Source organism: Bradyrhizobium sp. AC87j1 (assembly GCF_002936975.1).
GTDB classification, from domain to species: domain Bacteria; phylum Pseudomonadota; class Alphaproteobacteria; order Rhizobiales; family Xanthobacteraceae; genus Bradyrhizobium; species Bradyrhizobium shewense.
In genome coordinates this window covers 18,762-45,367 of sequence record NZ_PTFE01000026.1, presented here as the reverse complement: position 1 = coordinate 45,367, position 26,606 = coordinate 18,762, and the positions used below count along the sequence as shown (strand labels likewise).

At 64.7% G+C, this 26,606-nt stretch carries 33 protein-coding genes; 16 read left to right on the top strand and 17 right to left on the bottom strand.

All coding sequences use genetic code 11. The features are described from left to right. Nucleotides 1–33: 33 nt before the first annotated feature. The 5 genes from CV770_RS15990 to CV770_RS15975 form a co-directional block, all read right to left on the bottom strand. Nucleotides 34–1,035 carry an NAD(P)H-dependent flavin oxidoreductase gene (locus tag CV770_RS15990; RefSeq protein WP_104462981.1) on the bottom strand — a complete coding sequence of 334 codons (1,002 nt, stop codon included), beginning with the start codon at nucleotides 1,033–1,035 and terminating at the stop codon, nucleotides 34–36. A 137-nt stretch (nucleotides 1,036–1,172) separates the two neighbouring features. Next, nucleotides 1,173–2,792 carry a DHA2 family efflux MFS transporter permease subunit gene (locus CV770_RS15985; RefSeq protein WP_104462980.1) on the bottom strand — a complete coding sequence of 540 codons (1,620 nt, stop codon included), beginning with the start codon at nucleotides 2,790–2,792 and terminating at the stop codon, nucleotides 1,173–1,175. Next, a complete protein-coding gene (locus CV770_RS15980) occupies nucleotides 2,789–3,937 on the bottom strand; it encodes an HlyD family secretion protein (RefSeq protein WP_104463010.1) in 1,149 nt (382 codons plus the stop codon). The genes CV770_RS15985 and CV770_RS15980 overlap by 4 nt, the downstream gene beginning before the upstream one ends. Before the next feature lie 198 nt (nucleotides 3,938–4,135). After that, nucleotides 4,136–4,294: a hypothetical protein gene (locus tag CV770_RS42605; RefSeq protein ID WP_201759875.1), complete on the bottom strand. Its 159-nt coding sequence runs from the start codon at nucleotides 4,292–4,294 to the stop codon at nucleotides 4,136–4,138. 21 nt (nucleotides 4,295–4,315) lie between these two features. Further along, the gene (locus CV770_RS15975; protein ID WP_028144036.1) at nucleotides 4,316–4,690 is read right to left on the bottom strand and encodes a PRC-barrel domain-containing protein; all 375 of its coding nucleotides are present in this window, start codon (nucleotides 4,688–4,690) and stop codon (nucleotides 4,316–4,318) included. Nucleotides 4,691–4,831: 141 nt separating this feature from the next. On the opposite strand from CV770_RS15975, the gene CV770_RS15970 reads away from it, so the two are divergent. From CV770_RS15970 to CV770_RS15940, 7 genes are all read left to right on the top strand, one after another. Then, on the top strand, nucleotides 4,832–6,628 hold the full coding sequence (locus CV770_RS15970) for a thiamine pyrophosphate-requiring protein (protein ID WP_104462979.1): 1,797 nt from the start codon (nucleotides 4,832–4,834) through the stop codon (nucleotides 6,626–6,628). Nucleotides 6,629–6,636: 8 nt separating this feature from the next. After that, nucleotides 6,637–6,864, top strand: a complete 228-nt coding sequence (locus tag CV770_RS15965) for a hypothetical protein (protein WP_018321730.1) — start codon at nucleotides 6,637–6,639, stop codon at nucleotides 6,862–6,864. Nucleotides 6,865–6,952: 88 nt separating this feature from the next. Then, entirely contained in the window at nucleotides 6,953–7,504 is a 552-nt protein-coding gene (locus CV770_RS15960) for a DUF4142 domain-containing protein (RefSeq protein WP_091964768.1), read from the top strand. A 199-nt stretch (nucleotides 7,505–7,703) separates the two neighbouring features. Next, complete coding sequence (locus CV770_RS15955; protein ID WP_201759878.1) at nucleotides 7,704–8,594, top strand: SDR family oxidoreductase; 891 nt, start codon at nucleotides 7,704–7,706, stop codon at nucleotides 8,592–8,594. Between the two features lie 101 nt (nucleotides 8,595–8,695). Then, nucleotides 8,696–9,274, top strand: coding sequence for a phosphatase PAP2 family protein (locus tag CV770_RS15950; RefSeq protein WP_104462977.1), 579 nt, complete (start codon nucleotides 8,696–8,698; stop codon nucleotides 9,272–9,274). Next, the gene (locus tag CV770_RS15945; protein ID WP_091964771.1) at nucleotides 9,271–9,618 is read left to right on the top strand and encodes a DUF3147 family protein; all 348 of its coding nucleotides are present in this window, start codon (nucleotides 9,271–9,273) and stop codon (nucleotides 9,616–9,618) included. The genes CV770_RS15950 and CV770_RS15945 overlap by 4 nt, the downstream gene beginning before the upstream one ends. After that, on the top strand, nucleotides 9,618–10,103 hold the full coding sequence (locus CV770_RS15940) for a hypothetical protein (protein WP_104462976.1): 486 nt from the start codon (nucleotides 9,618–9,620) through the stop codon (nucleotides 10,101–10,103). The genes CV770_RS15945 and CV770_RS15940 overlap by 1 nt, the downstream gene beginning before the upstream one ends. Here the strand turns inward: CV770_RS15940 and CV770_RS15935 are convergent. Continuing rightward, nucleotides 10,074–10,268: a hypothetical protein gene (locus CV770_RS15935; protein WP_104462975.1), complete on the bottom strand. Its 195-nt coding sequence runs from the start codon at nucleotides 10,266–10,268 to the stop codon at nucleotides 10,074–10,076. The genes CV770_RS15940 and CV770_RS15935 overlap by 30 nt on opposite strands. Then, nucleotides 10,252–10,410 carry a hypothetical protein gene (locus tag CV770_RS42600; protein ID WP_018321736.1) on the bottom strand — a complete coding sequence of 53 codons (159 nt, stop codon included), beginning with the start codon at nucleotides 10,408–10,410 and terminating at the stop codon, nucleotides 10,252–10,254. Before CV770_RS42600 ends, CV770_RS15935 begins: the two co-directional genes overlap by 17 nt. A gap of 172 nt (nucleotides 10,411–10,582) precedes the next feature. On the opposite strand from CV770_RS42600, the gene CV770_RS15930 reads away from it, so the two are divergent. Continuing rightward, the gene (locus CV770_RS15930; protein ID WP_091964774.1) at nucleotides 10,583–10,831 is read left to right on the top strand and encodes a hypothetical protein; all 249 of its coding nucleotides are present in this window, start codon (nucleotides 10,583–10,585) and stop codon (nucleotides 10,829–10,831) included. 252 nt (nucleotides 10,832–11,083) lie between these two features. On the opposite strand, the gene CV770_RS15925 is transcribed toward CV770_RS15930, so the two are convergent. The 3 genes from CV770_RS15925 to CV770_RS15920 form a co-directional block, all read right to left on the bottom strand. Next, nucleotides 11,084–11,305 (bottom strand): hypothetical protein, encoded by a 222-nt coding sequence (locus CV770_RS15925; RefSeq protein WP_028144043.1) that lies wholly within the window; start codon nucleotides 11,303–11,305, stop codon nucleotides 11,084–11,086. A gap of 70 nt (nucleotides 11,306–11,375) precedes the next feature. Continuing rightward, nucleotides 11,376–11,507, bottom strand: coding sequence for a hypothetical protein (locus CV770_RS43875; RefSeq protein ID WP_257787559.1), 132 nt, complete (start codon nucleotides 11,505–11,507; stop codon nucleotides 11,376–11,378). A gap of 118 nt (nucleotides 11,508–11,625) precedes the next feature. Continuing rightward, nucleotides 11,626–11,820 (bottom strand): hypothetical protein, encoded by a 195-nt coding sequence (locus CV770_RS15920; RefSeq protein ID WP_018321739.1) that lies wholly within the window; start codon nucleotides 11,818–11,820, stop codon nucleotides 11,626–11,628. 94 nt (nucleotides 11,821–11,914) lie between these two features. Here CV770_RS15920 and CV770_RS15915 point away from each other — a divergent pair, with 94 nt between their 5' ends. Then, entirely contained in the window at nucleotides 11,915–12,427 is a 513-nt protein-coding gene (locus CV770_RS15915; protein WP_104462974.1) for a DUF4142 domain-containing protein, read from the top strand. Nucleotides 12,428–12,434: 7 nt separating this feature from the next. Here the strand turns inward: CV770_RS15915 and CV770_RS15910 are convergent, their stop codons facing one another. Next, nucleotides 12,435–12,716, bottom strand: a complete 282-nt coding sequence (locus CV770_RS15910) for a hypothetical protein (RefSeq protein WP_091964777.1) — start codon at nucleotides 12,714–12,716, stop codon at nucleotides 12,435–12,437. Nucleotides 12,717–12,997: 281 nt separating this feature from the next. Between CV770_RS15910 and CV770_RS15905 the strand changes: the two genes are divergently transcribed. Next, entirely contained in the window at nucleotides 12,998–19,294 is a 6,297-nt protein-coding gene (locus CV770_RS15905; protein ID WP_104462973.1) for a HAMP domain-containing protein, read from the top strand. 13 nt (nucleotides 19,295–19,307) lie between these two features. Further along, entirely contained in the window at nucleotides 19,308–20,795 is a 1,488-nt protein-coding gene (locus CV770_RS15900) for an HWE histidine kinase domain-containing protein (RefSeq protein WP_104462972.1), read from the top strand. Nucleotides 20,796–20,892: 97 nt separating this feature from the next. Here CV770_RS15900 and CV770_RS15895 read toward each other — a convergent pair whose 3' ends face one another. Continuing rightward, a complete protein-coding gene (locus CV770_RS15895) occupies nucleotides 20,893–21,114 on the bottom strand; it encodes a hypothetical protein (RefSeq protein ID WP_028144049.1) in 222 nt (73 codons plus the stop codon). A 142-nt stretch (nucleotides 21,115–21,256) separates the two neighbouring features. Between CV770_RS15895 and CV770_RS15890 the strand changes: the two genes are divergently transcribed. Both CV770_RS15890 and CV770_RS15885 read left to right on the top strand, forming a co-directional pair. After that, a complete protein-coding gene (locus tag CV770_RS15890; protein WP_091964781.1) occupies nucleotides 21,257–21,514 on the top strand; it encodes a hypothetical protein in 258 nt (85 codons plus the stop codon). A 95-nt stretch (nucleotides 21,515–21,609) separates the two neighbouring features. Continuing rightward, nucleotides 21,610–21,858 carry a hypothetical protein gene (locus CV770_RS15885; RefSeq protein WP_104462971.1) on the top strand — a complete coding sequence of 83 codons (249 nt, stop codon included), beginning with the start codon at nucleotides 21,610–21,612 and terminating at the stop codon, nucleotides 21,856–21,858. Nucleotides 21,859–21,970: 112 nt separating this feature from the next. Here the strand turns inward: CV770_RS15885 and CV770_RS15880 are convergent, their stop codons facing one another. Beyond that, nucleotides 21,971–22,168, bottom strand: a complete 198-nt coding sequence (locus CV770_RS15880; RefSeq protein WP_104463008.1) for a hypothetical protein — start codon at nucleotides 22,166–22,168, stop codon at nucleotides 21,971–21,973. 18 nt (nucleotides 22,169–22,186) lie between these two features. After that, the gene (locus CV770_RS15875; protein ID WP_104462970.1) at nucleotides 22,187–22,408 is read right to left on the bottom strand and encodes a hypothetical protein; all 222 of its coding nucleotides are present in this window, start codon (nucleotides 22,406–22,408) and stop codon (nucleotides 22,187–22,189) included. Between the two features lie 115 nt (nucleotides 22,409–22,523). Here CV770_RS15875 and CV770_RS15870 point away from each other — a divergent pair, with 115 nt between their 5' ends. Both CV770_RS15870 and CV770_RS15865 read left to right on the top strand, forming a co-directional pair. Beyond that, nucleotides 22,524–22,718 carry a DUF3072 domain-containing protein gene (locus CV770_RS15870; RefSeq protein ID WP_091964783.1) on the top strand — a complete coding sequence of 65 codons (195 nt, stop codon included), beginning with the start codon at nucleotides 22,524–22,526 and terminating at the stop codon, nucleotides 22,716–22,718. 79 nt (nucleotides 22,719–22,797) lie between these two features. Beyond that, complete coding sequence (locus tag CV770_RS15865; protein ID WP_091964784.1) at nucleotides 22,798–23,085, top strand: DUF6496 domain-containing protein; 288 nt, start codon at nucleotides 22,798–22,800, stop codon at nucleotides 23,083–23,085. A 12-nt stretch (nucleotides 23,086–23,097) separates the two neighbouring features. On the opposite strand, the gene CV770_RS15860 is transcribed toward CV770_RS15865, so the two are convergent. Then, nucleotides 23,098–23,460, bottom strand: coding sequence for a hypothetical protein (locus CV770_RS15860; RefSeq protein WP_092262621.1), 363 nt, complete (start codon nucleotides 23,458–23,460; stop codon nucleotides 23,098–23,100). A gap of 276 nt (nucleotides 23,461–23,736) precedes the next feature. Continuing rightward, a complete protein-coding gene (locus CV770_RS15855) occupies nucleotides 23,737–25,272 on the bottom strand; it encodes a Do family serine endopeptidase (protein ID WP_201759874.1) in 1,536 nt (511 codons plus the stop codon). A 209-nt stretch (nucleotides 25,273–25,481) separates the two neighbouring features. On the opposite strand from CV770_RS15855, the gene CV770_RS15850 reads away from it, so the two are divergent. Then, entirely contained in the window at nucleotides 25,482–26,318 is an 837-nt protein-coding gene (locus CV770_RS15850; protein ID WP_165637682.1) for a universal stress protein, read from the top strand. A gap of 20 nt (nucleotides 26,319–26,338) precedes the next feature. Here the strand turns inward: CV770_RS15850 and CV770_RS15845 are convergent, their stop codons facing one another. Continuing rightward, nucleotides 26,339–26,551, bottom strand: a complete 213-nt coding sequence (locus CV770_RS15845) for a hypothetical protein (RefSeq protein WP_063203548.1) — start codon at nucleotides 26,549–26,551, stop codon at nucleotides 26,339–26,341. Nucleotides 26,552–26,606: the final 55 nt, after the last annotated feature.

Genomic DNA, 26,606 nt, shown 5'->3' with positions numbered 1-26,606 from the left:
CCAAGTGCCGCCGTGGTTAAGAAGTTGACGGTGTCAGGCGACCTTTCGCGTCGCCCCCGTCCCATCCAGGAACCCCATCAAACGGCTGCGGATGATCTGTTCCGCCTCGCTCATGATGCGATCGACGAGTTCCTTGCAGGAGGGGATGTCGTGGATCAGGCCGGCGACCATGCCGCAGCTCCAGGCGCCAGCGTCCATCTGTCCCTCCAGCATGATCCTGGGATAGACGCCCGCGACCTGATCGTGAATGTCGTCGATCTTCAGCTTGTCGCCCTTCTCGCGCTCGATCTCGATGAGGCGATCGACATTGGCGTTCTTCAGCACGCGCTCGGTGTTGCGCAGGCTGCGCATGATCAGGCGGGTGTCGAGCTCGGTCGCGGCGACCAGCGCATTCTTCACGTTCTGATGCACGGGCGCTTCCTTGGTGGCGATGAAGCGCGTGCCCATGTTCATGCCGGCGGCACCCAGCGACAATGCCGCGACGAGGCTGCGCCCGTCCGCCATGCCGCCGGAGGCGACGAACGGGATCTTCAGTTCCTCCGCCGCGCGAGGCAGCAGGATCATGTTGGGAATGTCGTCCTCGCCGGGATGACCGCCGCACTCGAAGCCGTCGACGCTGACGGCATCGCAGCCGATCCGCTCGGCCTTGAGTGAGTGACGCACCGAGGTGCATTTGTGGATGACCTTGATGCCCGCCGCCTTCAGCGCCGGCATGTATTGTTCGGGGCTGCGGCCCGCCGTCTCCACCGCCTTGATGCCGCCCTCGACGATGGCCGCGATGTATTCCGGGTAAGGCGGCGCCGCGAAGGTCGGCAGGAAGGTGAGGTTCACGCCGAACGGCTTGTCGGTCTTGTCGCGGCAGCGCGCGATCTCCTTCGCCAGCAATTCCGGCGTCTTCTGCGTGAGGCCGGTGATGATGCCGAGCCCGCCGGCATTCGACACGGCGGCGGCCAGCTCGGCAAAGCCGACGAAATGCATGCCGCCCTGGATGATGGGGTGCTCGATGCCGAACAGCTCGGTGATCGCGGTCTTCACTTAATTCGCCTCCCGGAATTTGCTCAGGTTGGGTTCAGTCTAGCCGGACTTTTGCGCCGCGGTCACCATTTCTCTCCGATCTCGAACGTCCCGCCACGCTTGGCATGGTCCGGCCTTCGCCTGACGACCCGCGTCGGTCAATGTCCCCGCGCCGGCGCGCCCAGCTTGATCGGCCGCAGCACGGCCGCCGTCGGGATCATCAGCACCGCAATGATCGCCAGCGTCCAGAACACGTCGATATAGGCGAGCAAATCGACCTGCTGCTGCAAGGTGCGGCCGACCCAGGCGAGCGCCTGTGACGCGGCATCGCTCGCGTTCGAGCCCTGGGCCTGGAAGTAGCGCGTCATCGCGTCGATGGTCTGCTGATAGCCGAGGTCTGACGGCGCGGCGTGCTCGATCAGGCGGCTCTGGTGGAATTGCTGGCGCTGCGCCAGAACCGTCTGCGCCAGCGCGACGCCCATGGATCCGCCGATGTTGCGGGCGACGTTGATCAGCGCAGAAGCCTGGTTGGTCTTATCAGGCGGCACGCCATCGTAGGACGCGGTCGTCACCGGCAGGAACAGGAAGGGCAGGCCAAGCGCGAGGAAGATGCGCGACAGCGCCGCGTAACCATAGGTGATGTCGCCGGTGAGCCCGGTGAGATGCCACATCGAAAACGCGACGATGGCAGCGCCGAACATGATCAGATATTTCGGCTGTACCGTGCTGACGAGACGGCCGACCACCGGCATGAGCACCAGGGTCGCGATGCCGCCGGGCGACAGCGCGAGGCCGGCCAGCATTGCCGTGTAGTTCAGCTCGGTCTGGAGCAGTTGCGGCAGCAGCTGGGTGGTCGAGATCAGCACCGCGCCCGTACCGAGCATGACCAGGAAGCAGGCGGCAAACTGGCGCCGGCCGAGCAAGCGAAGATCGAGGATGGGATCTTCCCGCGTCAGCTCCCACGGGATCAGCGCGACCAGCGAGACGGCGGCCAGCACCGCGAAGATGATGATCATGTTTGAGCCGAACCAGTCGTTGCGCTGGCCCTCGTCGAGGACGAATTCGAGCGAGCCGAGCCCGATTGCGACCAGCAGGAAGCCGACATAGTCGACGCGCAGGCCCTTGCTCAGCAGCTTCTCCCTCTCCTCCTCCGCGCCCGACGGCTCCTTGACGAGCGTACCGACCAGGAACAGCGAGAGCAGCCCCATCGGCACGTTGATCAGGAACACCCAGTGCCAGCTGTAGGTATCGGTGATCCAGCCGCCGAGCGTCGGACCGATCACCGGCGCGACCACGACGGCGACGCCGTAGATGGCGAAAGCCTGGCCGCGCTTGTGCGGCGGAAAGGAGTCGGCAAGGATCGCCTGCTCGCTGGTGGCCATGCCGCCGCCGCCCAGCCCCTGCAGGATGCGGAACAGCACCAGCGACTGCAGATTCCAGGCGAAACCGCACAGCAGTGATGCGATCGAGAAGATCGCCACGCATATCATATAGAAGCGCTTGCGGCCGATCACCGTCGACAGCCAGCCCGAGATCGACAGCACGATCGCGTTGGCGACGAGATAGCTGGTGATGACGTAGGTGCTCTCGTCGATGCCGACCGCGAGCCCGCCGGCGATGTGGCGTAGCGCGACATTGGCGATGGTGGTGTCGAGCACCTCCATGAAGGTCGCGATCGAAACCACGAAGGCGATCAAATAGGGATTGTGTCCGCCGGCCGCAGAGCGCTCCGGCGACCAGCCGCCTGCGGATGCGCCGCCTCGCGCAGCGTCCGTCATCGCACCCTGGTCCAGGGCACGACCGACATGCCGGGACCGACGGGCAGATTGGCCGGCCAGTTGTCGACCACGATCTTCACCGGCACGCGCTGCACCACCTTGACGTAGTTGCCGGTCGCGTTCTCCGCCGGCAGCAGGCTGAACGCGGTGCCGGAGCCCGGCTGCACGGAATCGACATGGCCCGTGAGCTTGCGGCCGGGATAGGCATCGATGCGGATCTCGACCGGCTGGCCCGGACGCATGTCGCCCAGCTGCGTCTCCTTGTAGTTGGCGACGATCCAGACCTCGTCGGGGACGAACATCATCAGGCTCTGTCCCGCCGTGACGAAGGTGCCCTTGGCGCCCGAGAGCTTGACGACACGGCCCGATTGCGCCGCGACGACGTTGGTGTACTGCAAATTCAGCTTGGCTTGATCGAGCTGCGCCTGCGACTGCTCAAGCTGCGCCTTGGCGCCTTCGAGCTGGGCTTGCAGCGTCTTGATGCCGAGTTGCGCCGAGGTCACCGCGGTCTTGGCGCGCTCGGTGTTGGCCTGCTGCGCCTGAAGGTCGGAACGGGTCTGCTGCTGGCGCTGCACGGTGCCGGCACCCTTCTCGACGAGATCCTCGGCGCGCTTGAACTCCTCTTGCGCGAACTGCAGCTGAGCCTGCGCCTGTTCGAGCTGTGCCTGGGCCTGCTTGATCTGCTCCTGCTGCGAATCGATCTGCGCCTCGACATTGGCGATGTTCGCCCTGGCACTGGCGACCTGCGCATTGGCCTGATCGATGGCGATACGGTAGTCGCGCTCGTCGATCCTGGCGAGGAGATCGCCCGCACTGACGTGCTGGTTGTCCGTCACCGGGATGTCGGTCACGTAGCCGCCGACCTTCGAGGCCACCGAAAAGCTACGCGCGGCGACGAAAGCATCGTCGGTGGATTCATAGTGGCGCACCTGCAGCCAATAGAGCAGACCGCCAACGAGTGCGGCGATCAGCACGAAGGCGCCGGCGGTTGCCAGCAGCCAATGCTGACGAAGCCGGTCTCGCAGCGACGGCGCCTTCGCCGGCTGACTGGTCTCGCTCGTATGATCAGGAGGCGTTTTTGGAGCTTCCTTCGCCCTCTGCGGCTGCTCCGCGGACGGCCCACGCTCCCGGGTTTGAGCATCCACGGCCAACACCTTTCTCGGGACTCAACCGGCGGCAGGTGGCAACGAGCCGCCTCGCCCGCCGCGAGCCTAACCGCAACGCCGAAGCATGGTTCCGCATTGCGAGAGCCCCGCGCCCATTCGTGAACGCCTGCTCAAAAAGAAGCGCGGCACAATGGGTGCCGCGCTCGTCTCTGACGTCTCACGGGAAGCCCGCCTGTCTCAGTGCGTCTTCGTCCCGTGCCATTTCTCGAGATCGGGCTTCTCCTCGTCCGATCCCTGCTCCTTCTCCGGATTGCCCTTCCAGGGCTTGTCCGTCTGCCGGTGCGAACCCCAGTCGTTCTGCTGCCGGGGATCGTCGTTAGGCCGTTCCTTGCTCATCGATCTCCCTTTCCGTGAACGTCAAGCGAAGGGAACACCGTAATAGGAGTTGATGCCGCGCACCGCGGCGTCATCACCCCAGTTCCAATCGCTCCGTTCGCCATATTTCGGCGCCCCTTCCAGTTCCTTGGTGGTGATGCCGGTGACATACCCGCCAAGCTCCGTGTCGTATTTCAGCGACTGCCAGGGCAACGGGTAGTGGTCGTTGCCGAGGCCCAGGAATCCGCCGAAGCCAAGCACGGCGTAGGACACCCTGCCGCTGACCTTGTCGATCATCACGCGTTCGATCGAACCGATCCGGTTGCGGTCGGCGCCGTAGACCGACGTTCCCTCGACCTTGTCGCTGCCGATCAGCCGTCCCATCTCGCTGCGGCCCAGCTCGCCTTGATTCAGCATCTCAATCCTCCACTCAGCCAATGTGAATCAACCGGATGAGCAAGCGATCGTTCCGGCGCCGATGTTCCCGGAAGCGGACCAGGAACATCGCAGGGAAGGAGCCGTTCTCTGAACTTCACGCACAACCGAGAGCCACGCGCGATGTCCCAGACCGTCTCCGACTTCATCGTCCAGCGTCTGCATCAATGGGGCGTGCGCCACATCTTTGGCTATCCCGGCGACGGCATCAACGGCGTGTTCGGCGCGATGAACCGGGCCCAAGGCAAGGAAGAAGAGATCGGCTTCGTGCAGGCGCGGCACGAGGAGATGGCGGCATTCATGGCCAGCGCCTACGCAAAATTCTCAGGGCAGCTCGGCGTCTGCATCGCGACCTCGGGCCCAGGTGCCTCGCATCTCATCACCGGGCTCTACGACGCGCTGCTGGATCACCAGCCGGTGCTGGCGATTGTCGGCCAGCAGGCCCGCAACGCCCTCGGCGGGCACTATCAGCAGGAGATCGACCTTCTCTCGATGTTCAAGGACGTCGCCGGTGCCTACGTCATGCAGGCATCCTCGCCTGCGCAAGTGCGACACTTGATCGACCGAGCCGTGCGGATCGCGCTGGCGCGGCGGACCCCGACCGTGATCATCCTGCCCAACGACCTGCAGGAAGAAGCTTTCGAGGGCCCGCCACGTGCACACGGCACGCTGCATTCCGGCATTGGTTACAGCGCGCCCAGCATCATGCCGCGTGAGGCCGATCTCGATCGCGCCGCGGAAGTGCTGAATGCCGGCAAGAAGGTCGCGATGCTCGTCGGCGCCGGCGCACTTGGCGCCACCGACGAGGTGATCGCCGTCGCTGACCGGCTCTCGGCCGGTTGCGCCAAGGCGCTGCTCGGCAAGGCAGCGCTGCCGGACGACATGCCGTGGGTCACCGGCTCGATCGGCCTGCTCGGCACCGAGCCCAGCTACAACATGATGATGGAATGCGACACGCTGCTGATGGTCGGCTCCGCCTTCCCCTATGCCGAGTTCCTGCCGAAGGAAGGCGCAGCGCGCGGCGTGCAGATCGACATCGACGCCGGCATGATGTCGATCCGCTTTCCCATGGAGGTCGGCCTCGTGGGCGACGCCGCCGAGACGCTGCGCGCACTGTTGCCGCGGCTCAAGCCCAAGAGCGACCGCGCCTGGCGCCAGGGTATCGAAGACGACGTCGCGGCATGGTGGAAAACGCTGGATGACCGGGCACATCAGCCGGCAGCGCCCGTCAATCCGCAGCTCGTCGCCTGGGAATTGTCCCCGCGCCTGCCCGACCGTGCGATCATCACCAGCGATTCCGGCTCCTGCGCCAATTGGTTCGCCCGCGACCTGAAGATGCGCCGCGGCATGACGGCCTCGCTCTCCGGCGGCCTCGCCTCGATGGGCGCCGCGGTACCCTATGCGCTCGCCGCCAAATACGCCCATCCGGACCGTCCGGTGATCGCGCTGGTCGGCGACGGCGCGATGCAGATGAACAACATGGCCGAATTGATCACCGCCGCGAAATACTGGCGCTCCTGGCGCGACCCGCGTTTCATTGTCTGCGTCTTCAACAACGAGGACCTCAACCAGGTGACCTGGGAGCAGCGCATCATCAACGGCGATCCCAAATTCGAAGCCTCGCAGCGCATTCCCGACGTCTCCTATTCCCGCTTCGCCGAGCTCATCGGCCTGCGTGGCATCTTCGTCGACAGCCCACAGCTGCTCGGCTCGGCCTGGGAGCAGGCGCTGGGAAGCGAGATGCCCGTCGTGCTGGAGGTGAAGACCGATCCCGAAGTGCCGCCGCTGCCGCCGCATATCACGCTTCAGCAGGCCAAGAACTTTTCGCTCGCCCTCTTGAAGGGCGATCCGAACGAAAGCGGGATGATCAAGGGAGCAGCGCGGCAGGTGCTCGAAACGATCCTGCCCGGAAAGCAATGAGGTCAACCATGAGCGACTTTCGCGACATCCAGCACGGCGTCAACGATCCCGTCGACGGCGTCGACGTGAAATACCATTTCAACGACAACAAGACTCCGCACGAGCGCGCGCAGCACCATGCCGATGTGCGTGCCGACGCCACGGCTGCCCCCGCCGAGCCGTTTCTGCCGGAGCGGCTTCGACGCAAACCGACCGATCCGATCAATCCGCGCACCGGGCGGAATCCGACGGATTAGTCGTTAGGAACCTCGGTGCATGCGACGTGTTGATCGGCGCAACACCGCGCGGCAAGAGGCCGCGCGCCCCACTCGGAGGGACCGAACCATGAAACGTACCATCATCGCCCTTGCCTGCGTGCTTGTCGCAGGGCCAGCGCTCGCCCAATCTCTTGGCGAGAAGACCGGTGTCAATTCGGCGCTCGGCGTCGCGCCAACGACTGCCGACTTCGTCAAGCAGGTCGCCATCAGCGACATGTTCGAGATCGAGTCGAGCAAGCTTGCCACGCAAAAGGGCAACGCGCAGGAGAAGAGCTTCGCGCAACAGATGGTGACCGACCACACCAAGACCAGCACCGAGCTCAAGGGCCTCGTCGGTGACGGCAAGGTGCAGGCGACCCTTCCGACGGCGCTCGACAGCTCGCACCAGAGCAAGCTCGACAAGCTCAAGAGCGCGAACGGCAAAGACTTCAGCTCGGACTACAATTCCTATCAGGTGAGCGCCCATGAGGATGCCGTGTCGCTGTTCGAGCGCTACGCCAAGGGCGGCGACAATTCCGCGCTGAAGGATTGGGCCGGCAAGACGCTGCCGGCGCTCAAGCACCATCTCGACATGGCCAAGGAGCTCGGCAAGGCGCCGAGCGTCGGCCAGGCGAAGTAAACGTTGAACGAGGGCGCCGGCTTGGCCGGCGTCCTCTGCGTCCTGGCAATGATGCCTGTCTCCGATCACAAACATCGCGGAGAGCATCATGGCCCAGCAGGACAAGACCTCAATATCCAGCCGGCACGTCGCTCGCGCCGCGAGCACGACGCTCGCCGCGGCTACGCTGGCGTCTTCGACCGCGAAAGGAGATTCGCACATGGCCGAGCAGCCGCTGATCGATCCCGTCGGCCGCTTTCCGAAGCCGCCGTTCAAAAAGCAGTCGCAGCCCTGGCCGGGCCTCGCCGGCAAGATGGAGCCGCGGCCGGACCATGGCGAGACCAGTTACAAGGGCTCCGGTCGGCTCGCCGGCCGCAAGGCGCTGATCACCGGCGGCGATTCCGGCATGGGCCGCGCCGCCGCCATTGCGTATGCGCGTGAAGGCGCCGACGTCGCCATCAATTATCTGGCGGCGGAAGAGCCTGATGCGCAGGAGGTGATCGCGCTGATCAAGAAGGAAGGACGTACCGGGCTGGCGATCCCCGGCGATCTCCAGGAGGAAGCCTTCTGCAAACGGCTGGTCGAGCGGACCGTGCAAGGCCTTGGCGGTCTCGACATCATCGTCAACAATGCCGCCCGGCAGCAGGCGCGCGCCTCCATCCTCGACATCTCCTCGGAGGACTTCGACGCGACCATGAAGACCAACATCTACGCGCCGTTCTGGATCATCAAGGCGGCGCTGCCGCATCTCAAGCCCGGATCCTGCATCATCGGCACGACCTCCGAGCAGGCTTACGATCCCTCGCCCGATCTCTACGATTATGCGCAGACCAAGGCGGCGACGATGAACTATGTGAAGGCGCTGGCCAAGCAGCTGGCGTCGAAGGGCATCCGCGTCAATGGCGTGGCGCCGGGGCCGATCTGGACGCCGCTCCAGGTCTCCGGCGGCGCCACGATGGAGAAGCTCGAAAAATTCGGCGCCATGACGCCGCTCGGCCGCCCGGGCCAGCCGGTCGAGCTCGCCTCGATCTACGTGCAGCTTGCCGCCGCCGACGCCAGCTATGCGACCGGCCAGGTCTATGGCGCTGCCGGCGGATCCGGGCAGCCATAGTCGCAGCGCCGCGGGCCTGATGGCACGCGGCCGAGCTCAGGAACCTTCCTTGTTTCCCGGCTTTACAAATTTGTCATTGAGAACATCTCGCCTGCTGACCGATGGCGCTCGTAACAGTCAAACCCACCCGGATCGACACGGCGATCGCGAACGAGATCGCACACAACACCAACTCGGGGCTCGAGCATGCCGCCCAGACATTGACCTGGGGTGCCGACGAGCATGTGCTCATCGCGCTGGCCGCTGCGGGATGGCTCTACACCCGGCTGCGGCAGCCGCAGCAGCGTCCCGTTGCAGATCACGTTCTGATGGTCTCGCTGGCGACAGCCATACTGCCGCATGTTCTGAAGTCCGTGTTCGATCAGACCAGGCCGGACCGGCTGACGGTCACCGGCCATTGGCGCGGCGTCCCCTTCTCGGGGCGATCCCGCGACGCATTTCCCTCCGGTCACGCCGTGCATATGGGCGCTCTCGCCTCGGCGGCCGGCCTGTTGCCGCCTGCCCGTCGTCGGGCGGTCCGCGTCCTTGCCGTGGCGCTGTCGTTGACGCGCGTCGTGGTGCTTGCGCATTGGGCCAGCGATGTGGTGGCGGGCTTTACGCTTGGCGTCGCCGTCGAGCGACTGTTCAGGCCGTTCACGCTGGCGAAGCGGCAGCCTAAAGCCTCACGGATACGGCCATGACCGAATATCTCCTGCGCTTCATCGCCGGCGGCCTGATCGTCTCTGCCTTCGCGATCCTGGGCGACATGCTGCGACCGAAGAGCTTTGCCGGCCTGCTCGGCGCGGCGCCGTCGGTCGCGCTGGCCACCCTCAGCATCGCCGTCGTCCAGCACGGCCCGCAATATGTCGCCGCCGAAAGCTGGACGATGATCTATGGTGCCATCGCACTCGGCTGCTACAGCATTGTCGTCTGCCATCTCCTGATGAGGTTTCACTTCTCCGCACTGCCAGCCACCATCCTCGCTTTTGCCGCATGGCTCGTCGTCGCCTTCGCTCTGCTCGCGGGTTTCGGAGGTGCTGCCTGATGCTGGTGAAACTGTCTACATCGGCGCTCAAACAGACGCGGTGGTACGAGTATGGTGTCCGCTTTCTGCTCGGCGGACTGGCGACGGTCCTCGCGGGGGCCGTGACCACAGGTTTCGGCGTCTCCGTCGGCGGCCTCTTCCTCGCGCTCCCCGCCATCCTCTGCGCCAGCGCAACGCTGATCGAAAGCCATGAGCGCCGCGCCAAGGAAACGGCCGGCCTCAGCGGAGACAGACGCGGGCAGCAGGCCGCAGCCCTCGATGCCGCCGGTGCCGGCCTGGGAAGCATCGGCCTGGCGGCATTCGCTGCAGTCTTTTACGTCGTGGTTTCGACAACCGTGATTGGGGCGTTCATCGCCGCCATCCTGGTATGGGCGGCCGTGTCGGTGTCGGGGTGGTGGCTGCGGCGGAAGCTTCGCATCACCTCGCGCACCACGCAGACCGAGCGCATCGGGCCATCAGCGAGGGGCCGCGGCCTCTTCCCGTAGCTTCAGAAAACCATACATCTCGGCGGCCGTCTGAAGCTGATCGATGCGCGCGAGAACAACGTCACGCTGGCGGCCGTCCGGCAGGTCCGACAATTCGTGCTCGAGCCGCAGCTTCTGCGCCCTGAGACGCTGCTCGAATGTATGTGGCTCAGATCGTCTTCGCATCTTCCGTCCTCGGTGGCTGCAGACCCGGGCTGTTGGCCCAGCGCTCGACTTGCTCGATGACCTTCTGGTGGCTCGGACGCACCGGCTTGGGGGCTTCCGGCTCTTCGGAAAGCTTACGGGGCAACCTGACTTCGTCAGTCATGGCTTCTCTCCCTTTCCAAGAGAATGCGCCATCGCGAAAGTCGTTCAATAATAACTCATTGATTTTGCTATATTTTCATACTCATTTGGCGTCTTTTTCGACTCTTGTGGAACTCCCGCCAAGTTGGTTTGTTGAGTAATCTACTCAACCTACTCAATTTGCGTGATCGACCATGAACGACCTTCGCGCCGAGCGCCTTCAGGTCATGCTCTCGCCGGAAGAGTTGGCCGCCGTTGACGATTTCCGGTTCAAGCATCGCATGCCGACGCGGGCGGCAGCGGTCCGCGAACTGCTCAAGTTCGGACTGGCCGCCGTCGGCGTCGACGCAGCCGCGGGTGTGAAGTCGAGCAGCTTCGGCGTGTTCGGCCGCGGGCCGGAGGGACATACGCAGGAAGATCCCGAGAACGGCACCGGGGGCTGACCCGCAAAGAACCGTCCATAAGCGAACGACCCCGGCACGGTGGGTGCCAGGGCCGTCCTTGGAGATTGCTTCCGGCGCACCGGGGGCATGACAACCGGAAGCAACCTGTCGACGCGTCGCGCGAAGATTTGTTCCTCGCGCTAATCCGTTGCGTCTAAATCACGATGCGATGAGGATGAATCGTCATCGCGCTTTAGGTTGTTCAAGCATGATCTTTTCGGAAAACCGCCGCGCACTTTTCCGGATCGTGCTCTAGCCGCTCGGCGCGTCGCCGGAATCGTCCGGCGTCATGCCTGAGCCCGGGGTCTTGCTGTTGTCGTTCAGCTTGGGATCGCGCGTCGCCTCCCGCGACGGTGAGCCTTTCGAACCCGTCTTTTGCGGATCCGTCTTGTGCACGGACTGCGCGCGCTGCTTGTCGCGCGGCTGTTCCTCCGCCCGTTTGTCCTTGACGATGCCGTGGTCGGAATGGGCCATGATGTGCTTCGCCTCTCTCTGATGTGTCGAAGCGCTTACGCACTGCGGCGTCGAATGTTCCGGCGCAGCGCTAGCTGTGCGCCGCGTGGACCGCAGCCGATGCGTTCTCCAGATGAACCTGACGCACCGTCGTCACCGTCGCGAACGCGACCGACACACCAAAGGCGAGAATGAGTGAAAGAAGAGCCAGACGTGGAGCCATTACCAAACCTCCTTCTGGAAGCGAAAACCAACGCGATCGACTATTCCCTGATCATCCTGGATTGGTCACTTGGTTTCCGTGAGCGGTCTCACACGCGGATTCACGAAAAGAAGAGCCCTCACGCATCCCGCTTTTGAGGGAAACGGACCACGACGGGCGGAATTTCGCCATCGAGCCAGTCCTGCTCGTGAGCGAGCGCCGTCCAGGCGTCCGCCATGCGCGAAAAGCGCTTGTGCGCGGGTTGTCCCTCGGCGCGCTCAGCGAGCTGAAGACAGTTGTCGGCATTATCCCTGAAGATATCAGACTGTTTCATCTTGAAGACGTGGGGACGGAACTCTCGCGTCGCAACCCGCTTGCCGGATCGTAATGTTCAGGGAACATCGCCCGCCATTGGCTGTTTGATATCGATGCGAGTTCCCGTCGCGATCGTCCTGGCATTCATCAGCACCGCAGCGCTTGCCGACAGCACCGGTGAACGAAAGTCTGGCGACCGCCCTCCGAGCGCAACCGACGTCATCAGCGGCCTCTATAATTTCAGCCGCTTCCAGCAAGGCCTCCTGGAGAGCACCGATCTGAAGGGCAACGCCGAGGTCAAGAACCTCGCCGCCTTGCGTGCCGAGGAAGCTGCCAAGCGCGACAAGGCGCTGAAGCAGATCCAGGAGGCGATCGGCGCGGAGCCGCGCGTCGACAAGACGATGTCGGTTAGCGCGGGCTTGGTCGAGCCTGAAACATCGGACGGACCGACTTACGTCCGAAGCTTCTATGCCTCGCAGATTCCCGAATATGAATCGGCCATCGAGCTGCTCGAACGCTATCTGAAGGCGCCCGACAATGCGGCGCTCGCAACGTTTGCGCGCGAGCAGCTCCCGATGCTGCGGGCGCAAGTCAAGGACGCCGGGCGTACCATGGCGGACAAGTAGCCCCCTTCTATTTATGTTGCTGGCTCTGCGGTCGCACGGTGCGGTCGCTCTCCGGCATCCGGTCCCGGCCCGCATCGCCATTGTCGTCCTTGCCGCCCGAAGATGAGGTGCCGCTGCCGCTCGGGTTCGACCGGGTCGCCGCCCCCGTGGTCGGTGTATCCGCCTTGGGGCTGGCGGAGCTCGCGGCGGGATCGCCGGTCACCGCCCCGCGGCCGCTGGGCGCTCCGCCCTGCGCCAAGGCTGACCCGGCAAACAGCATGACGACGATCGCGGCAAGTCCTGCTTTCATATCCGTTCTCCCTGTCGTTGCGGGCTAACCGCGCGGCCTGGCGCTCGTTCCGAAGGATGGCGGTGACGGACGAACGGGCCGCGGGACCGCGGTCCCCATCTCTTTTTCCGATTCGCATGGAACTAATTCGGCGGATCGTGGTTATATCGGCCGGGCTGAGCAAAGCAGGTTCCATTTGCTGGCGCTGCAACGTTGGCGCTTGATTTCGAATTTGGCTGACGCTCTATTTTGACCAATCGCGTCGGGCCTTGGATTCGGCCGACACCTGCGGGGGAATCAGTATGAGCGACCTCGATCCCGGATCTGCATCAAGGTCCGGTCGTCGCGTCCCAAAGCCAAAACCCAACGGTGTATCGGATCCGGATTCCCGGGCCGAATTGCTGCTCGCCCTGCAGGCCATGCGCAGCGGCGATTTCTCCGTCCGCATGAGCGGCGACTATCTCGGCATCGACGGCAAGATCGCCGACACTTTTAATGAAATCATCGCCGCCAACCAGCGTATGGCGCAGCAGCTCGAGCTGGTCGGCCAGGTGGTCGGCCGCGAGGGCAAGACCCGCCAGCGCGTGAAATTCGGCCTCGCCTCGGGCTCCTGGGCCGACATGGAAGGCTCCGTCAACACGCTGATCGACGATCTGTTGTGGCCGACCCGCGAGGTGACGCGTGCGGTCGCCGCGGTGGCGCAAGGCGACCTGCTTCAGACCGTCAAGCTCGACGTCGATGGCCGTCCGCTCCGGGGCGAATTCCTGCAGTCGGCGACCATCGTCAACACCATGATCAAGCAGCTCGGCGTGTTCACCTCCGAGGTGACGCGCGTGGCGCGCGAGGTCGGCACCGAAGGCAAGCTCGGCGGCCAGGCCCAGGTGCCGGAAGTGACCGGCGTCTGGAAGGACCTCACCGAGAGCGTCAACTCGATGGCGAACAACCTGACCAACCAGGTTCGCAACATCGCCGAGGTGACGATCGCGGTCGCCAACGGCGACCTCTCCAAGAAAATCACGGTCGACGTCCGCGGCGAGATCCTTCAGCTCAAGGAAGCCATCAACACGATGGTGGACCAACTCCGCTCCTTCGCCTCCGAAGTGACGCGCGTCGCGCGCGAGGTCGGCACCGACGGCAAGCTCGGCGGCCAGGCGATCGTGCCCGGCGTCGCCGGCACCTGGAAGGACCTGACCGACTCCGTCAACGCGATGTGCGGCAACCTGACCGCGCAGGTCCGCAACATCGCCAACGTCACCACCGCCGTGGCGCGCGGCGACCTGTCGCGCAAGATCACCGTGGACGTGCGCGGCGAGATCCTGGAGCTGAAGGACACCATCAACACCATGGTGGACCAGCTCAATTCGTTCGCCTCGGAAGTGACACGCGTGGCGCGCGAGGTCGGCACCGAAGGCAAGCTCGGCGGCCAGGCGCAGGTGCCCGGCGTCGCCGGCACCTGGAAGGACCTCACCGACAACGTCAACTTCATGGCCTCGAACCTGACCGCGCAGGTCCGCAACATCGCCGACGTCGCCACCGCCATCGCGAGCGGCGACCTCTCGAAGAAGATCACGGTGAACGTCTCGGGCGAAATCCTTCAGCTGAAGGAGACGCTCAACACCATGGTCGACCAGCTCAACGCCTTTGCCGGCGAAGTGACGCGCGTCGCGCGCGAGGTCGGCACCGAGGGCCGGCTCGGCGGCCAGGCCAACGTGCTCGGCGTCGCCGGCACCTGGAAGGACCTCACCGAAAGCGTCAACTCGATGGCCTCGAACCTGACCGCCCAGGTCCGCAACATCGCCGAGGTGACCACCGCGGTCGCCGGCGGCGACTTGTCGAAGAAGATCACCGTGGACGTGCGCGGCGAGATCCTGGAGCTGAAGGACACCATCAACACCATGGTGGACCAGCTCAACGCCTTCGCCGGCGAGGTCACGCGCGTCGCCCGCGAGGTCGGCACCGAAGGCAAGCTCGGCGGCCAGGCCGTCGTGCGCGGCGTCGGCGGCACCTGGAAGGACCTCACCGACAGCGTCAACTCGATGGCCTCGAACCTGACCGGCCAGGTCCGCAACATCGCCGAGGTCGCGACCGCGGTCGCCAAGGGCGATTTGTCGAAGAAGATCACGGTGAACGTGTCGGGCGAAATCCTTCAGCTGAAGGAAACGCTCAACACCATGGTCGACCAGCTCAATGCCTTCGCCGGCGAAGTCACGCGCGTCGCGCGCGAGGTCGGCACCGACGGCAAGCTCGGCGGTCAGGCCGGCGTGCCCGGCGTCGCCGGCACCTGGAAGGACTTGACCGACTCCGTGAACTCGATGGCGGGCAACCTCACCGCCCAGGTCCGCAACATCGCCGAGGTCGCGACCGCGATCGCCGGCGGCGACCTGTCGCGCAAGATCACCGTGGACGTGCGCGGCGAGATCCTACAGCTCAAGGACACGCTGAACACGATGGTCGACCAGCTCAACCGCTTCGCGGGCGAGGTGACGCGCGTGGCGCGCGAGGTCGGTACCGAAGGCCGCCTCGGCGGACAGGCCAACGTGCCGGGCGTCGCCGGCACCTGGAAGGATCTCACCGACAGCGTGAACTCGATGGCGGGCAACCTCACCGCCCAGGTCCGCAACATCGCCGAAGTGACCACTGCCGTCGCGCGCGGCGACCTGTCGCGCAAGATCACCGTCGACGTGAAGGGCGAAATCCTCGAGCTCAAGAACACCATCAACACCATGGTGGACCAGCTCAACGGTTTCGCCGGCGAAGTCACGCGCGTGGCGCGCGAGGTCGGCACCGAAGGCAAGCTCGGCGGCCAGGCCGAAGTGCCCGGCGTCGCCGGCACCTGGAAGGACCTCACCGACAACGTCAACTTCATGGCCTCGAACCTGACGGCCCAGGTCCGCAACATCGCGGAGGTCGCGACCGCGATCGCCGGCGGCGACCTGTCGAAGAAGATCACGGTGGACGTGCGCGGCGAGATCCTGCTGCTCAAGGACACCTTGAACACCATGGTCGAGCAGCTGCGCTCCTTCGCCGCGGAAGTGACGCGCGTCGCGCGCGAGGTCGGCACCGAAGGCCGGCTCGGCGGTCAGGCCGTCGTGCCCGGCGTCGGCGGCACGTGGAAGGACCTCACCGACAACGTCAACCTGCTGGCGGCGAACCTGACCACGCAAGTGCGTAACATCGCCGAAGTCACCACCGCCGTTGCGCGCGGTGACTTGTCCCGCAAGATCACCGTGGACGTGAAGGGCGAAATCCTCGAGCTGAAGAACACCATCAACACCATGGTGGACCAGCTCAACGCCTTCGCCGGCGAAGTGACGCGCGTGGCGCGCGAGGTCGGCACCGAGGGCGAGCTCGGCGGCCAGGCCCAGGTGCCCGGCGTCGCCGGCACCTGGAAGGATCTCACCGACACCGTCAACTTCATGGCGGCGAACCTGACCGAGCAGGTCCGCGGCATCGTCAAGGTTGTGACCGCGGTCGCCAACGGCGACCTCAAGCAGAACCTCACTGTGAAATCCAAGGGCGAAGTCGCCGCTCTCGCCGATACCATCAACAACATGACCGAGACGCTTGCGACCTTCGCCGACCAGGTGACGTCGGTGGCGCGCGAGGTCGGCGTCGAAGGCCGGCTCGGCGGCCAGGCCGACGTGCCCCGCGCCGCCGGCACCTGGAAGGACCTCACTGGTAACGTCAACCTGCTCGCGGCCAACCTCACCTCGCAGGTGCGCGCGATCGCGGAAGTCGCGACCGCCGTGACCAAAGGCGATCTGACGCGGTCGATCCAGGTCGACGCCCGCGGCGAGCTCGCCGAGCTGAAAGACAACATCAACACGATGATCACGAATCTCCGTCTCACGACGGACGTGAACACCGAGCAGGACTGGCTGAAGACCAACCTCGCCAAATTCACCAACATGCTGCAAGGCCAGCGCGACCTCACCACGGTGGGCCGGCTGCTGCTCACCGAGCTGTCGCCGCTGGTGAACGCCCATACCGGCGTGATCTACCAGGTCGAGAGCGAGGACAATCCGCAGCTCCTGCTGCTGGCCTCTTATGCCAGTGACGGCATCTACCCGTATCAGCGCGTGCTGCAGTTCGGCGACGGCCTGATCGGCCAGTGCGCGCTCGACAAGCGGCCGCGCGTGGTCGCCGACATTCCATCCGACGCGGTGCCGATCAACTCGGCGCTGTTCCGCGTCGCGCCGAAGAACCTCGTCGTGCTGCCGGTGCTGTTCGAAGGCCAGGTCAAGGCCGTGATCGAGCTTGCCTCGCTCGTCTCCTTCACGACATCGCAGATGACCTTCCTGGAGCAGCTCACCGACTCCATCGGCATCGTTCTCAATTCGATCGAAGCGACGATGCAGACCGAAGGCCTGCTCAAGCAGTCGCAGCAGCTCGCCGGCGAGCTGCAGACCCAGCAGCGCGAATTGCAGCAGACCAACGACCAGCTCGAACAGAAGGCACAGCAGCTCGCCGAGCGCAACGTCGAGGTCGAGCGCAAGAATCAGGAGATCGAGCAGGCCCGCCGCGCCCTGGAGGAAAAGGCCACCGAGCTCGCGCTGACCTCGAAGTACAAGTCCGAATTCCTCGCCAATATGAGCCACGAGCTGCGCACGCCGCTGAACTCGATCCTGATCCTCGGACAGCAGCTCACCGACAATCCGGACGGCAACCTCTCGGCCAAGCAGGTCGAATTTGCCCGCACGATCCACGGCGCCGGCACCGATCTGCTCAATCTCATCAGCGACATTCTGGATCTGTCCAAGATCGAATCCGGCACGGTGACGGTCGACGCCGAGGAAATCCTGACCGCGAACCTGCTGGAGACCGTCGGACGGCCGTTCCGACACGAGGCGGACAACCGCAATCTGTCATTCAAGATCGACGTCGATCCGGCCCTCCCACGCAGCATCGTCACCGACTCCAAACGCCTGCAACAGGTGCTGAAGAACCTGCTCTCCAACGCCTTCAAGTTCACCGCCGAAGGCGAGGTGCGCTTGAATATCACCGCCGCGGTCGGCGGCTGGGGAACGGATCACCCGGTGCTGAACTCCGCGCCGGCCGTGATCGCGTTCGAAGTGTCCGACACCGGCATCGGCATTCCCGTGGAGAAGCAGAAGCTGATCTTCGAGGCGTTCCAGCAGGCCGATGCCGGCACCAGCCGGAAATATGGCGGCACCGGCCTTGGGCTTGCGATCAGCCGCGAACTGGCAAGCCTGCTCGGCGGCGAAATTCATCTGCGCAGCTCGCCCGGCAAAGGCTCCTCGTTCACGCTGTATCTGCCGCTCAAATATTCCGGCCCGACGCTCGCACCCCGCGCCGCACCCGCGCCGCAGCAATACAACCAGCCGCCGGCGCTGCAGCCGGCCGCGCCGGAGCAGCAGCGCGTCATCGAGCAGCTTCCCGACGACCGGCTCAACCTCGAGCCTGGCGACAGCATCCTCCTGATCGTCGAGGACGACCCGCATTACGCGCGTGTGCTGGTCGATCTCGCGCGCGACAAGGGATTCAAGGTTCTGGTCGCCGCCCGCGGTGCCGAGGCGCTGGAGCTTGCCAAGCAGTACCAGCCGAGAGCAGTCTCGCTCGACGTGTTCCTGCCCGACATGCTCGGCTGGACCGTGCTGAGCCAGCTCAAGCACAATCCGCTGACCCGCCACATCCCCGTGCAAATCATCACGCTCGACGAGGACCGCCAGCATGCGCTGGCCCGTGGCGCGTTCTCCTTCGTCAACAAGCCGACGACGACCGAGGGCGTCTCGGCCGCGCTGACGCAGATCAAGGAATATGCGCGTCCCAGGCGCAAGCGCCTCCTGATCGTCGAGGACAACGAGGCCGAACAGCTTTCGATCCGCGAGCTGCTGCACCACGACGACATCGAGATCGTGACGACCGACACCGGCGCCGGCGCGCTCTCGACGCTGCGCGAGGCGCCCTGCGACTGCGTGGTGCTCGACCTCAGGCTGCCCGACATGAGCGGCTTCGAGGTGCTGGACCAGATCCGCAACGACGAGGCGCTGTCCAACGTCCCGGTCGTGGTCTTCACCGGCCGCGAGCTTTCAGCGGAGGAGGATGCGGAACTCCACACCATGGCGCGCAGCATCGTGGTCAAGGGCGTGGAATCGCCGGAGCGTCTGCTCGACGAGACCGCGCTGTTCCTGCACCGCGTGATCACGGAGCTTCCGGTCGAGAAGCAGCGCATGCTGGAGAAGCTGAACAGTTCCGACGAGGATTTGATCGGCAAGACTGCGCTTCTCGTCGACGACGACGCCCGCAACATCTTCGCGCTGTCGAGCGTGCTGGAACGGCGCGGCATGAAGGTGCTGACCGCCACGACCGGCCGTGAAGCCGTCACCCTGGTCGAATCCAATCCGGAGATCGCCATCGTTCTGATGGACATCATGATGCCGCAGATGGATGGCTACCAGACCATCGGCGTCATTCGCGAAAACCCGGCCTTCGCCCGCCTTCCGATCATCGCGCTGACCGCCAAGGCGATGAAGGGTGACCGGGAAAAATGCCTCGAAGCCGGCGCGTCCGATTACCTCGCCAAACCCGTCAACACCGATCAATTGCTGCTTGCGATCCGCATGTGGCTGCACCGCTGAGTTGGGCCCGCGAATGGACCACGAAAAGGTCAACATCCTGCTCGTCGACGACCAGCCGGCCAAGCTGCTCGCCTATGAGGTGATCCTGAAGGAACTGGGCGAGAATCTCGTGATTGCTTCGTCCGGACGCGAGGCGCTGGAGGTGCTGCTCAAAACCGAGATCGCGGTGATCCTGGTCGACGTCTGCATGCCCGAGCTCGACGGCTTCGAGCTCGCCGCGATGATCCGCGAGCATCCGCGCTTCCAGAAGACCGCGATGATCTTCATCTCCGCCATCCAGGTCAGCGACATCGACCGGCTGCGTGGCTACGAGATGGGCGCGGTCGACTACGTGCCGGTCCCGGTCGTGCCGGAGGTGCTGCGCGCCAAGATCAAGGTGTTTGCCGAGCTCTACCGCAAGACCCGCGAGCTGGAACGGCTGAACCAGGAGCTCGAGGATCGCGTCCGCGCGCGCACGGCGGAACTGGAGAACTCCACCGCGAAGCTGCGCGAAAGCGAGCAGCGGCGCAGCATGGCCATCGCCGCCGGCAAGATGGGCTCCTGGGATTGGGACTGGATCAGCGGCGACTGGATGTGGGACGAGGGGCAATATCGCATCTTTGGCGTCGGCCCGGAGAGCTTCGAGGTCAATCCGCCCAACGTTCAGGCGCTGTTGCATCCCGACGACGTCGATCAGTTGCGCAAGGCGATTGCCGAATTCAACAAGGGCACGCGGGCCTATGAGACCGAGTTCCGCATTGTGCGGCCCGACGGCGAGGTGCGCTGGTGCGTCGGTACGGCGGCCGCGACGGTCGACGATAGCAGTCGCGTCGTGCGCGTGAGCGGTGTCACCGTGGACATCACCGAACGCAAGCGAGCCGAGGAACGGCAGAATTTGCTGGCGCGGGAAGTCGATCATCGCGCCAAGAATGCGCTGGCGCTGGCGCAGTCGATCGTCCGCCTCACCCGCGCCGACGAGGTCAAGGCCTATGTCAACGCCGTCGAGGGGCGCATCAATGCGCTGGCGCGCGTGCACACGATCCTGTCGCTGTCGAGCTGGCAGGGCGCGGAGCTCTCCAAGCTGATCGACGAGGAGCTTGCGCCCTATTCGCTCGGCGGACAGATCGTATTGGCGGGTCCGGAGGTCCAGTTGCTGCCGGCGACGGCCCAGACGCTGGCGCTCGCGTTGCACGAGCTCTTCACCAACTCTGCAAAGTATGGCGCACTCTCGACCAGGTCGGGACGGCTCACGATCGGCTGGCAGGTCGAGGACCAGCTGCTGACGTTGAGCTGGGAGGAATCCGGCGGTCCGCTCGTCATGACGCCGAAATCGCGCGGCTTCGGCACGCGGAGCCTGCTTGCGAGCGTCGAGTCCCAGCTCGGTGGACAGGCGCAATTCGATTGGCGAGCCGAAGGACTGTTGTGCCGCCTCAAGGTGCCGCTGACACGCAAGACGGCGACGACCGCCCCCGGAAAATTCGACGCCCCCAGCTCAGCCGAATTGCAACGCGTTTCGGGCTAAAGCGCGATGCGATCAGGATGAATCGTCATCGCGCTTTGGTTTGCTGTTTGAGCATGATCTCTTCGGAAAACCGCTGCGCACTTTTCCGGATCATGCTTTAGCCCGACGCCGCCATCCTGGTTTGCCGCGGCGGCCGCGCTTCCTCGGCGAGGCGTCCTTCGAGCCAGGCTTCGGTCTGGGCGAGATCGCGTAGCGCCCTCGCGTAGCGGCGGGCCGCGCTTCGCTCCGCACCGCGCGGCAGTTTGCGGGCCTTGCGCAGCATGTCCGCAGCCGCGTTGCGATAGGCCAGCGAGCGGTAAAGAAAGACTACCTTACCCATATCGAATGTTCCCGTTTTGCCGACGCTTATCCTCGCAGGCCCGGCATGAACGCCGGATGAAGCCGGTGATGACAATTCCTTCATGCGTTTGGAACCGGTGAATATCGTCCGCGTTTGCATGTCAGTTCGGGATGCAGTTCCCATGCGCGCAAAAAAGTCGTCGGACCTGATCTCTCCCACCGGCCTCATCAAGCTGATGACGCATGCGATGATGGGCGCAGCTCTCGGCCTCGCCTTCAGCCTCACGCTGATCCTGTCCAATCCCGCCGTCGCCAGGCTGCTCGATCACGGCGGAAGCCAGGCCGCAATCGTCTTCGCCCTCACATTGGTGACGACGTTCGCGATCGGCGCGACACTCACCGGCGTCGTGTTCATCCTTGCAGAGGACAAGCAATCTTGATGCGTGCGTGCGGCGCGGCAGATGCGTTTGTCGGGAACTCCTTCGGCAAATGGCGGTTGGCTGCCTGCGTCAATTTAACTCAGGGAGTTCCCCGCATGACAACGGCAAAGCTCGTTCTCACCGCAATGCTGGCCACCGGCCTCGCCGCCGCGCCGCTCGCCGCACAGGCCAAGTCGCAAAAGGCCAAACACGGATCATCGATGTCGTCCTCGCAGACCACGGGCGCCAACACCAAGGCCTCGAAGGGCGCGGATCCTTCCGGCCAGGGCGGCTCCGGTCCCGGCTCGGACCAGGGCGGCACCATGACAAACAAGAGCAGCAAGGGCATGAGCAATACCAAGTGAGCTCAGGCCGACATGACATCAAAAGCCCCGCGGCGACGCGGGGCTTTTTTCTTGTTTCTTGATGCGGGATCGGCAATCGAGCGCCACATCGTCGAGCGCCCGCGTCAGCTCGTTACGGGCGACGCGTTTCAGAGTTGAGCGCAGCATTCGTCTTCACGAGTTGCTCGAGCTGCGCCCGCTTGCGTCCGATCAGAAGTTGGGCCGCAGCATCGTCGAGCCCCGCACGCTGCAATTGCCGGATGGCAGAGCCCAATTCGAGAATCTCGGCGCGCAACCTCAAGATCCGGTAAGTGTCCGGGTCTTCCTCCACGGCGGCCCCCAAAAGGTTTCAGCGCCGCGTGCTCGCGCGCTCGGGATTGCCGGCTGTCTTCACGAGACGAAGGCGCACCCGGTCGCGAACGTCAGGCAGGACATCGCGGCCGCCGGCAGCCTTCCATTCGCCGATCAGCAAATTGACCTTCCGGCGCAAATCCATCTGCGCCAGGGCCTGCTGGACGCAATCGCGGTCGCCGTTGATGAGATCGCGCACGGAGGCCTCGACGCCGGCCATCTCAACCCTCAAGGCGCTGATTTTACGCCGAATTTCATTAATTCTGTTGTCCATGGCTTGTTAGAACAAAATAAGAACATATAGTCAAGTCACGATTTCAGGACGGAGAAGCGACATGCTGGTTCAAGGCAAATACGACGCCAGGGTTTTCCTCGCCGAGCAGATGACACGGACGCAGGGGCAGAGGTTGAAACGGCTGAGTGAAGAAGCGTATCAGCCCGCGCAATATGCGCGCGATCTGTCCTTCACCGAGGCCGCACGGCGCATTCAGGTGCTGGAAGCGGAGATCGAGCTGGCGAATTCCTTCTAGGCTGCGCCTGGTACGCTGTCCGCGTCCTTCGGAACCATGCCCGTGTCGAATGGTTCTCCCCGGCCAAGGGAGAACATGCATGGCACGCAAGGCAAAGAAGCGCCGCTACTCGCGCAGCTCCGGCAGCGATGTCGAAAGCGAGATGCGTCGCTACAAGAAGGGCACGGCAAAGAGCGGTCGTAAAGGCCGTGGCGGACGCGTGAAGAGTCGCAAGCAGGCGATCGCGATCGGACTGTCGAAGGCACGCAAGAAGGGCAAGAAAGTCCCGAAGAAGGCTGCCAAGAAGACCTCCAAGAAGACGTCCAAGACGACGTCCAAGAAGAGGACGACCAAGAAATCGTCGAAGCGCAAATCCAGCAAGCGCTGACGTTGGCCCGTGTCAGATCATGCTGCCCGGCATGAAACAGCGGATCGAAACGCCGAACGCGGTCTTCACCGGCCACACCATGGTGCGGCCGGCCCGGTTCGGCTCGGTGATGACGGCTTCGTCCGGCACCTCGATCCACTCGCCGTCGAGACGCACGCGATAATGCCCGTTATGCGACTCCCAGTCGGGATCGGCGACGGCAAAACCATCCGCATCCGAGCAGCACGGACCAAGGTGGCTGCGCAGGCTGTCGAACCATGGCTTCAGGGGTGAGTCCGCATAGCGGCCGTCGTCCCGCCCGAGAGCGTCTCCGCCCCAGAGCACGAATGGCGCCACGAGTAGCGCCCTCCTCAGCGAGAGCTTCAATCGATCCATGTCGGCACCGATCAAATGCGAACCAGCGGCCAGTTCCAGAAACCGGCGGCAAGTTCGAAGTTCCACGCTTGCAACTAGTCCCGGTGGCATCGTTGCCGCCGGCGACCTGCACGAGTCGGAACTTTGATGAGCGAACACGGCTTTTTCGGACGAACCGCGTCATCGTCGCTGCCGTTGACGAGAATGTTATCGATCGCCTCCCGGGAGTCCTGAAGCCGAACGAAAAAGGCGGCCTCGAGGGCCGCCTTCCTTGATCCATGCCGATCGACGTTCGCCTCAGGCGAGTGGTACCGCGACGAAGCGGGTCGCCTGTGCGCCTCTGACCTGCAACAGCACGCTGCGCTTGCCGGACGATTTGGCCTGCGCCAGCTCAGAGCGGACATCGCCGACATTGGCGACGGCCTTGCCGCCGACATTGAGGATGACGTCGCCGGTCTGGATGCCGCGCTGCGCCGCCGGCCCCTGCGGATCGACTTCGGTGACGACAACGCCCTTCTGGCCAGCGCCCTGGACGTCACCGGCCGGAGCCAAAGCAAGACCGAGGCGCGGCGTGCCGGGGCCCGGCTGGTCCTTGCCAACATCGGCCTTGGCCTGGCGTTCGTTCGGCAGTTCGCCGAGCGCGAGCGTCACCGTCTTGCTGTCGCCTTTGTGGAAGACGTCGAGCTTCACTGAGCTGCCAGGCGCAAGGGTCGCGATCGTGCGGGCGAGGTCGCGGGAATCCTTGATCGCGGTGCCGTTGACGGCGGTGATGACATCGCCCGCCTCGATGCCGGCCTTGGCCGCCGGGCTGCCATCCTGCGGATTGTCGACGATCGCACCGCGCGCCTCCTTCAGTCCGAGGCTGTCGGCAATCTCGGCGGTGACCGGCTGCACTTGCACGCCAAGCCAGCCACGGGTCACAGCGCCCTTGTCCTTCAGCTGCGCGACGACGAGCTTTGCGGTCGAGGCCGGAATGTCGAAGCCGATGCCGACCGAGCCGCCGGAGGGCGAGAAGATCGCAGTGTTCACGCCGATCACGTTGCCGCTCATGTCGAAGGCCGGGCCGCCGGAATTGCCCTTGTTGATGGGCGCATCGATCTGGATGAAATCGTCATAGGGGCCGTTGCCGATGTCGCGGCCACTGGCCGAGACGATGCCGGCAGTCACGGTGCCGCCGAGGCCGAAGGGATTGCCGACCGCGACCACCCAGTCGCCGATGCGCGGCTTCTGGTCGGAGAATTTGACGAACGGGAAGTCCTTCTTGCCGTCGACCTTGATCAGCGCGAGATCGGTCTTCGGATCGGTGCCGACGACCTTGGCGGTGTAGCTCGTGCCGTCATCCATGGTCACCTGCACCGACTCGGCGTGGTCGACGACGTGGTTGTTGGTCACGGCATAGCCGTCAGCGGAGATGAAGAAGCCGGAGCCTTCGCCCGTGATCATCTGATGGCGCTGGCGCGGCATGCCGTTAATGCCGCCCGGTCCGCGGAAGCCGAACTGCCGCGAGAACTGGTCGAACGGGGTGTCCTCGTCCTGATCCATCCGGTTCTGCTGCAGCATCGCGCTCTTGTCGTTGTCCTGGTCGATCTTGACCCGCACCGAGATGACGGCGGGTTTGACCTTGCTGACGAGGTCACCGAAGCCCGGCGGCGTCGCGGCGGATTCGGCGGCCTGGGCCGGGGTAATGAAGGAGCTCGGACCGAACGGCGAAGAGCCGGGAGCAGCCGCCAGCACGGCCACGCCAAGCGCGGCCACGGTGCCGAGCAGCGCAAGCCGGCGCGGCCTCAAGATCCTGCGGGACGTCGTGGTGTCGGAATTGACGCGATCGTTCATGTCGAAATGTCCATGTTGGATAAGGTGTCGCCTTGCATCCAACATGGCCATCGTCACCTTACGACGTCCCGTCCATCCGATTAAATCTTGGCAAAGAATGCGCGGCCCCCGCGGGAAAGTCCTCCCCTGCGCATTTGATGCAGCTCAACGCGGGTCCTTCGGGCAGTGAAAAAATGCGGCCACCGGATGATGTTCATCGGAGGCGCGCCATGTACAAAGACATTCTCGTCCACATCCCCACCGAACGCCCCATGCGCTGCGCGATCGAAGGCTCGATTTCGCTCGCGGCGCAGTTCAACGCCCATCTCGACGCAGTCGCGATCGGCTATGTCGCAACCAGTGCGGCTTACGTGATGGAGGGCGGTGCCGCGGTGGCGGCCGTGTTCGAACTGGAACGCGAGCGCGCGGTGGAGCGGGCCGAGGCCGCGCTCGCGGTGTTTGGCATCGAAGCGGCGAACGCCGGCATCTCCTACGGCTGCCGCGCGCTCGGCGCGATCCCGGTGGACGCGGCCGGCTCGCTCGGAGAGATGGCGCGGTTGCACGACCTCAGCGTCGTGCTTCAGCCAGATCCGGCGCAAGGCTCGTTCGACAACGACGTACCGCGCGAGATCCTGTTCCAGGCGGGCGGCCCGGTGCTGTTCCTGCCCTACACCTTCCATGGAGCGTTCAAGGCGGGCCGGATCGGCATCTGCTGGGACGGCAGCCGCCTCGCGGCCCGCGCCGTGCACGACGCCGCACCGTTCCTGGCGCGCGCCGATGAGATCGTGATCATCACCATCAACGAGGCCGACGCGGCCCCCGACGAAGCTTCAGCGAATGGTCTGGCAAGACATCTCGGCCGGCGCGGACTGTCGACCCGCACAGTCGGCCTGTCGGCGACGCGCGCCGACATCCAGCCGACCATCCTGTCGCTGGCGGCCGACGAGGGCCTCGATCTCCTGGTGATGGGCGGCTACGGCCATTCGCGGTTGCAGGAGCGCGTTCTCGGCGGCGTCACCCGCGCGATGCTGCAGGCCATGACGGTCCCGACGCTGATGTCGCATTGAGCCGGGCCCGCCCGGCGCCGTCACGCCGCGACCGGGGTCTCCCACGTCGCGGGCGCAGCGGCGCCCTCGTCGTGTTGCACATTGCACGCGTCGAAATGCGCCTTGAGCTCGACCTCGGCGAGATATTCGAAATGTTCGGCCTGGCCGAGGAGTTCCCAGTTCTGAAGCGGCCGGTAGGCCGCCTGCTGACGACAGAGGGACGCCAGCGCCCGGTAGCGACGTACGTTCTCCATGAGACCCTCCCTCGCACTCACAAGGCTTATTGCCCCGATTTGCGTCAGGCCGATG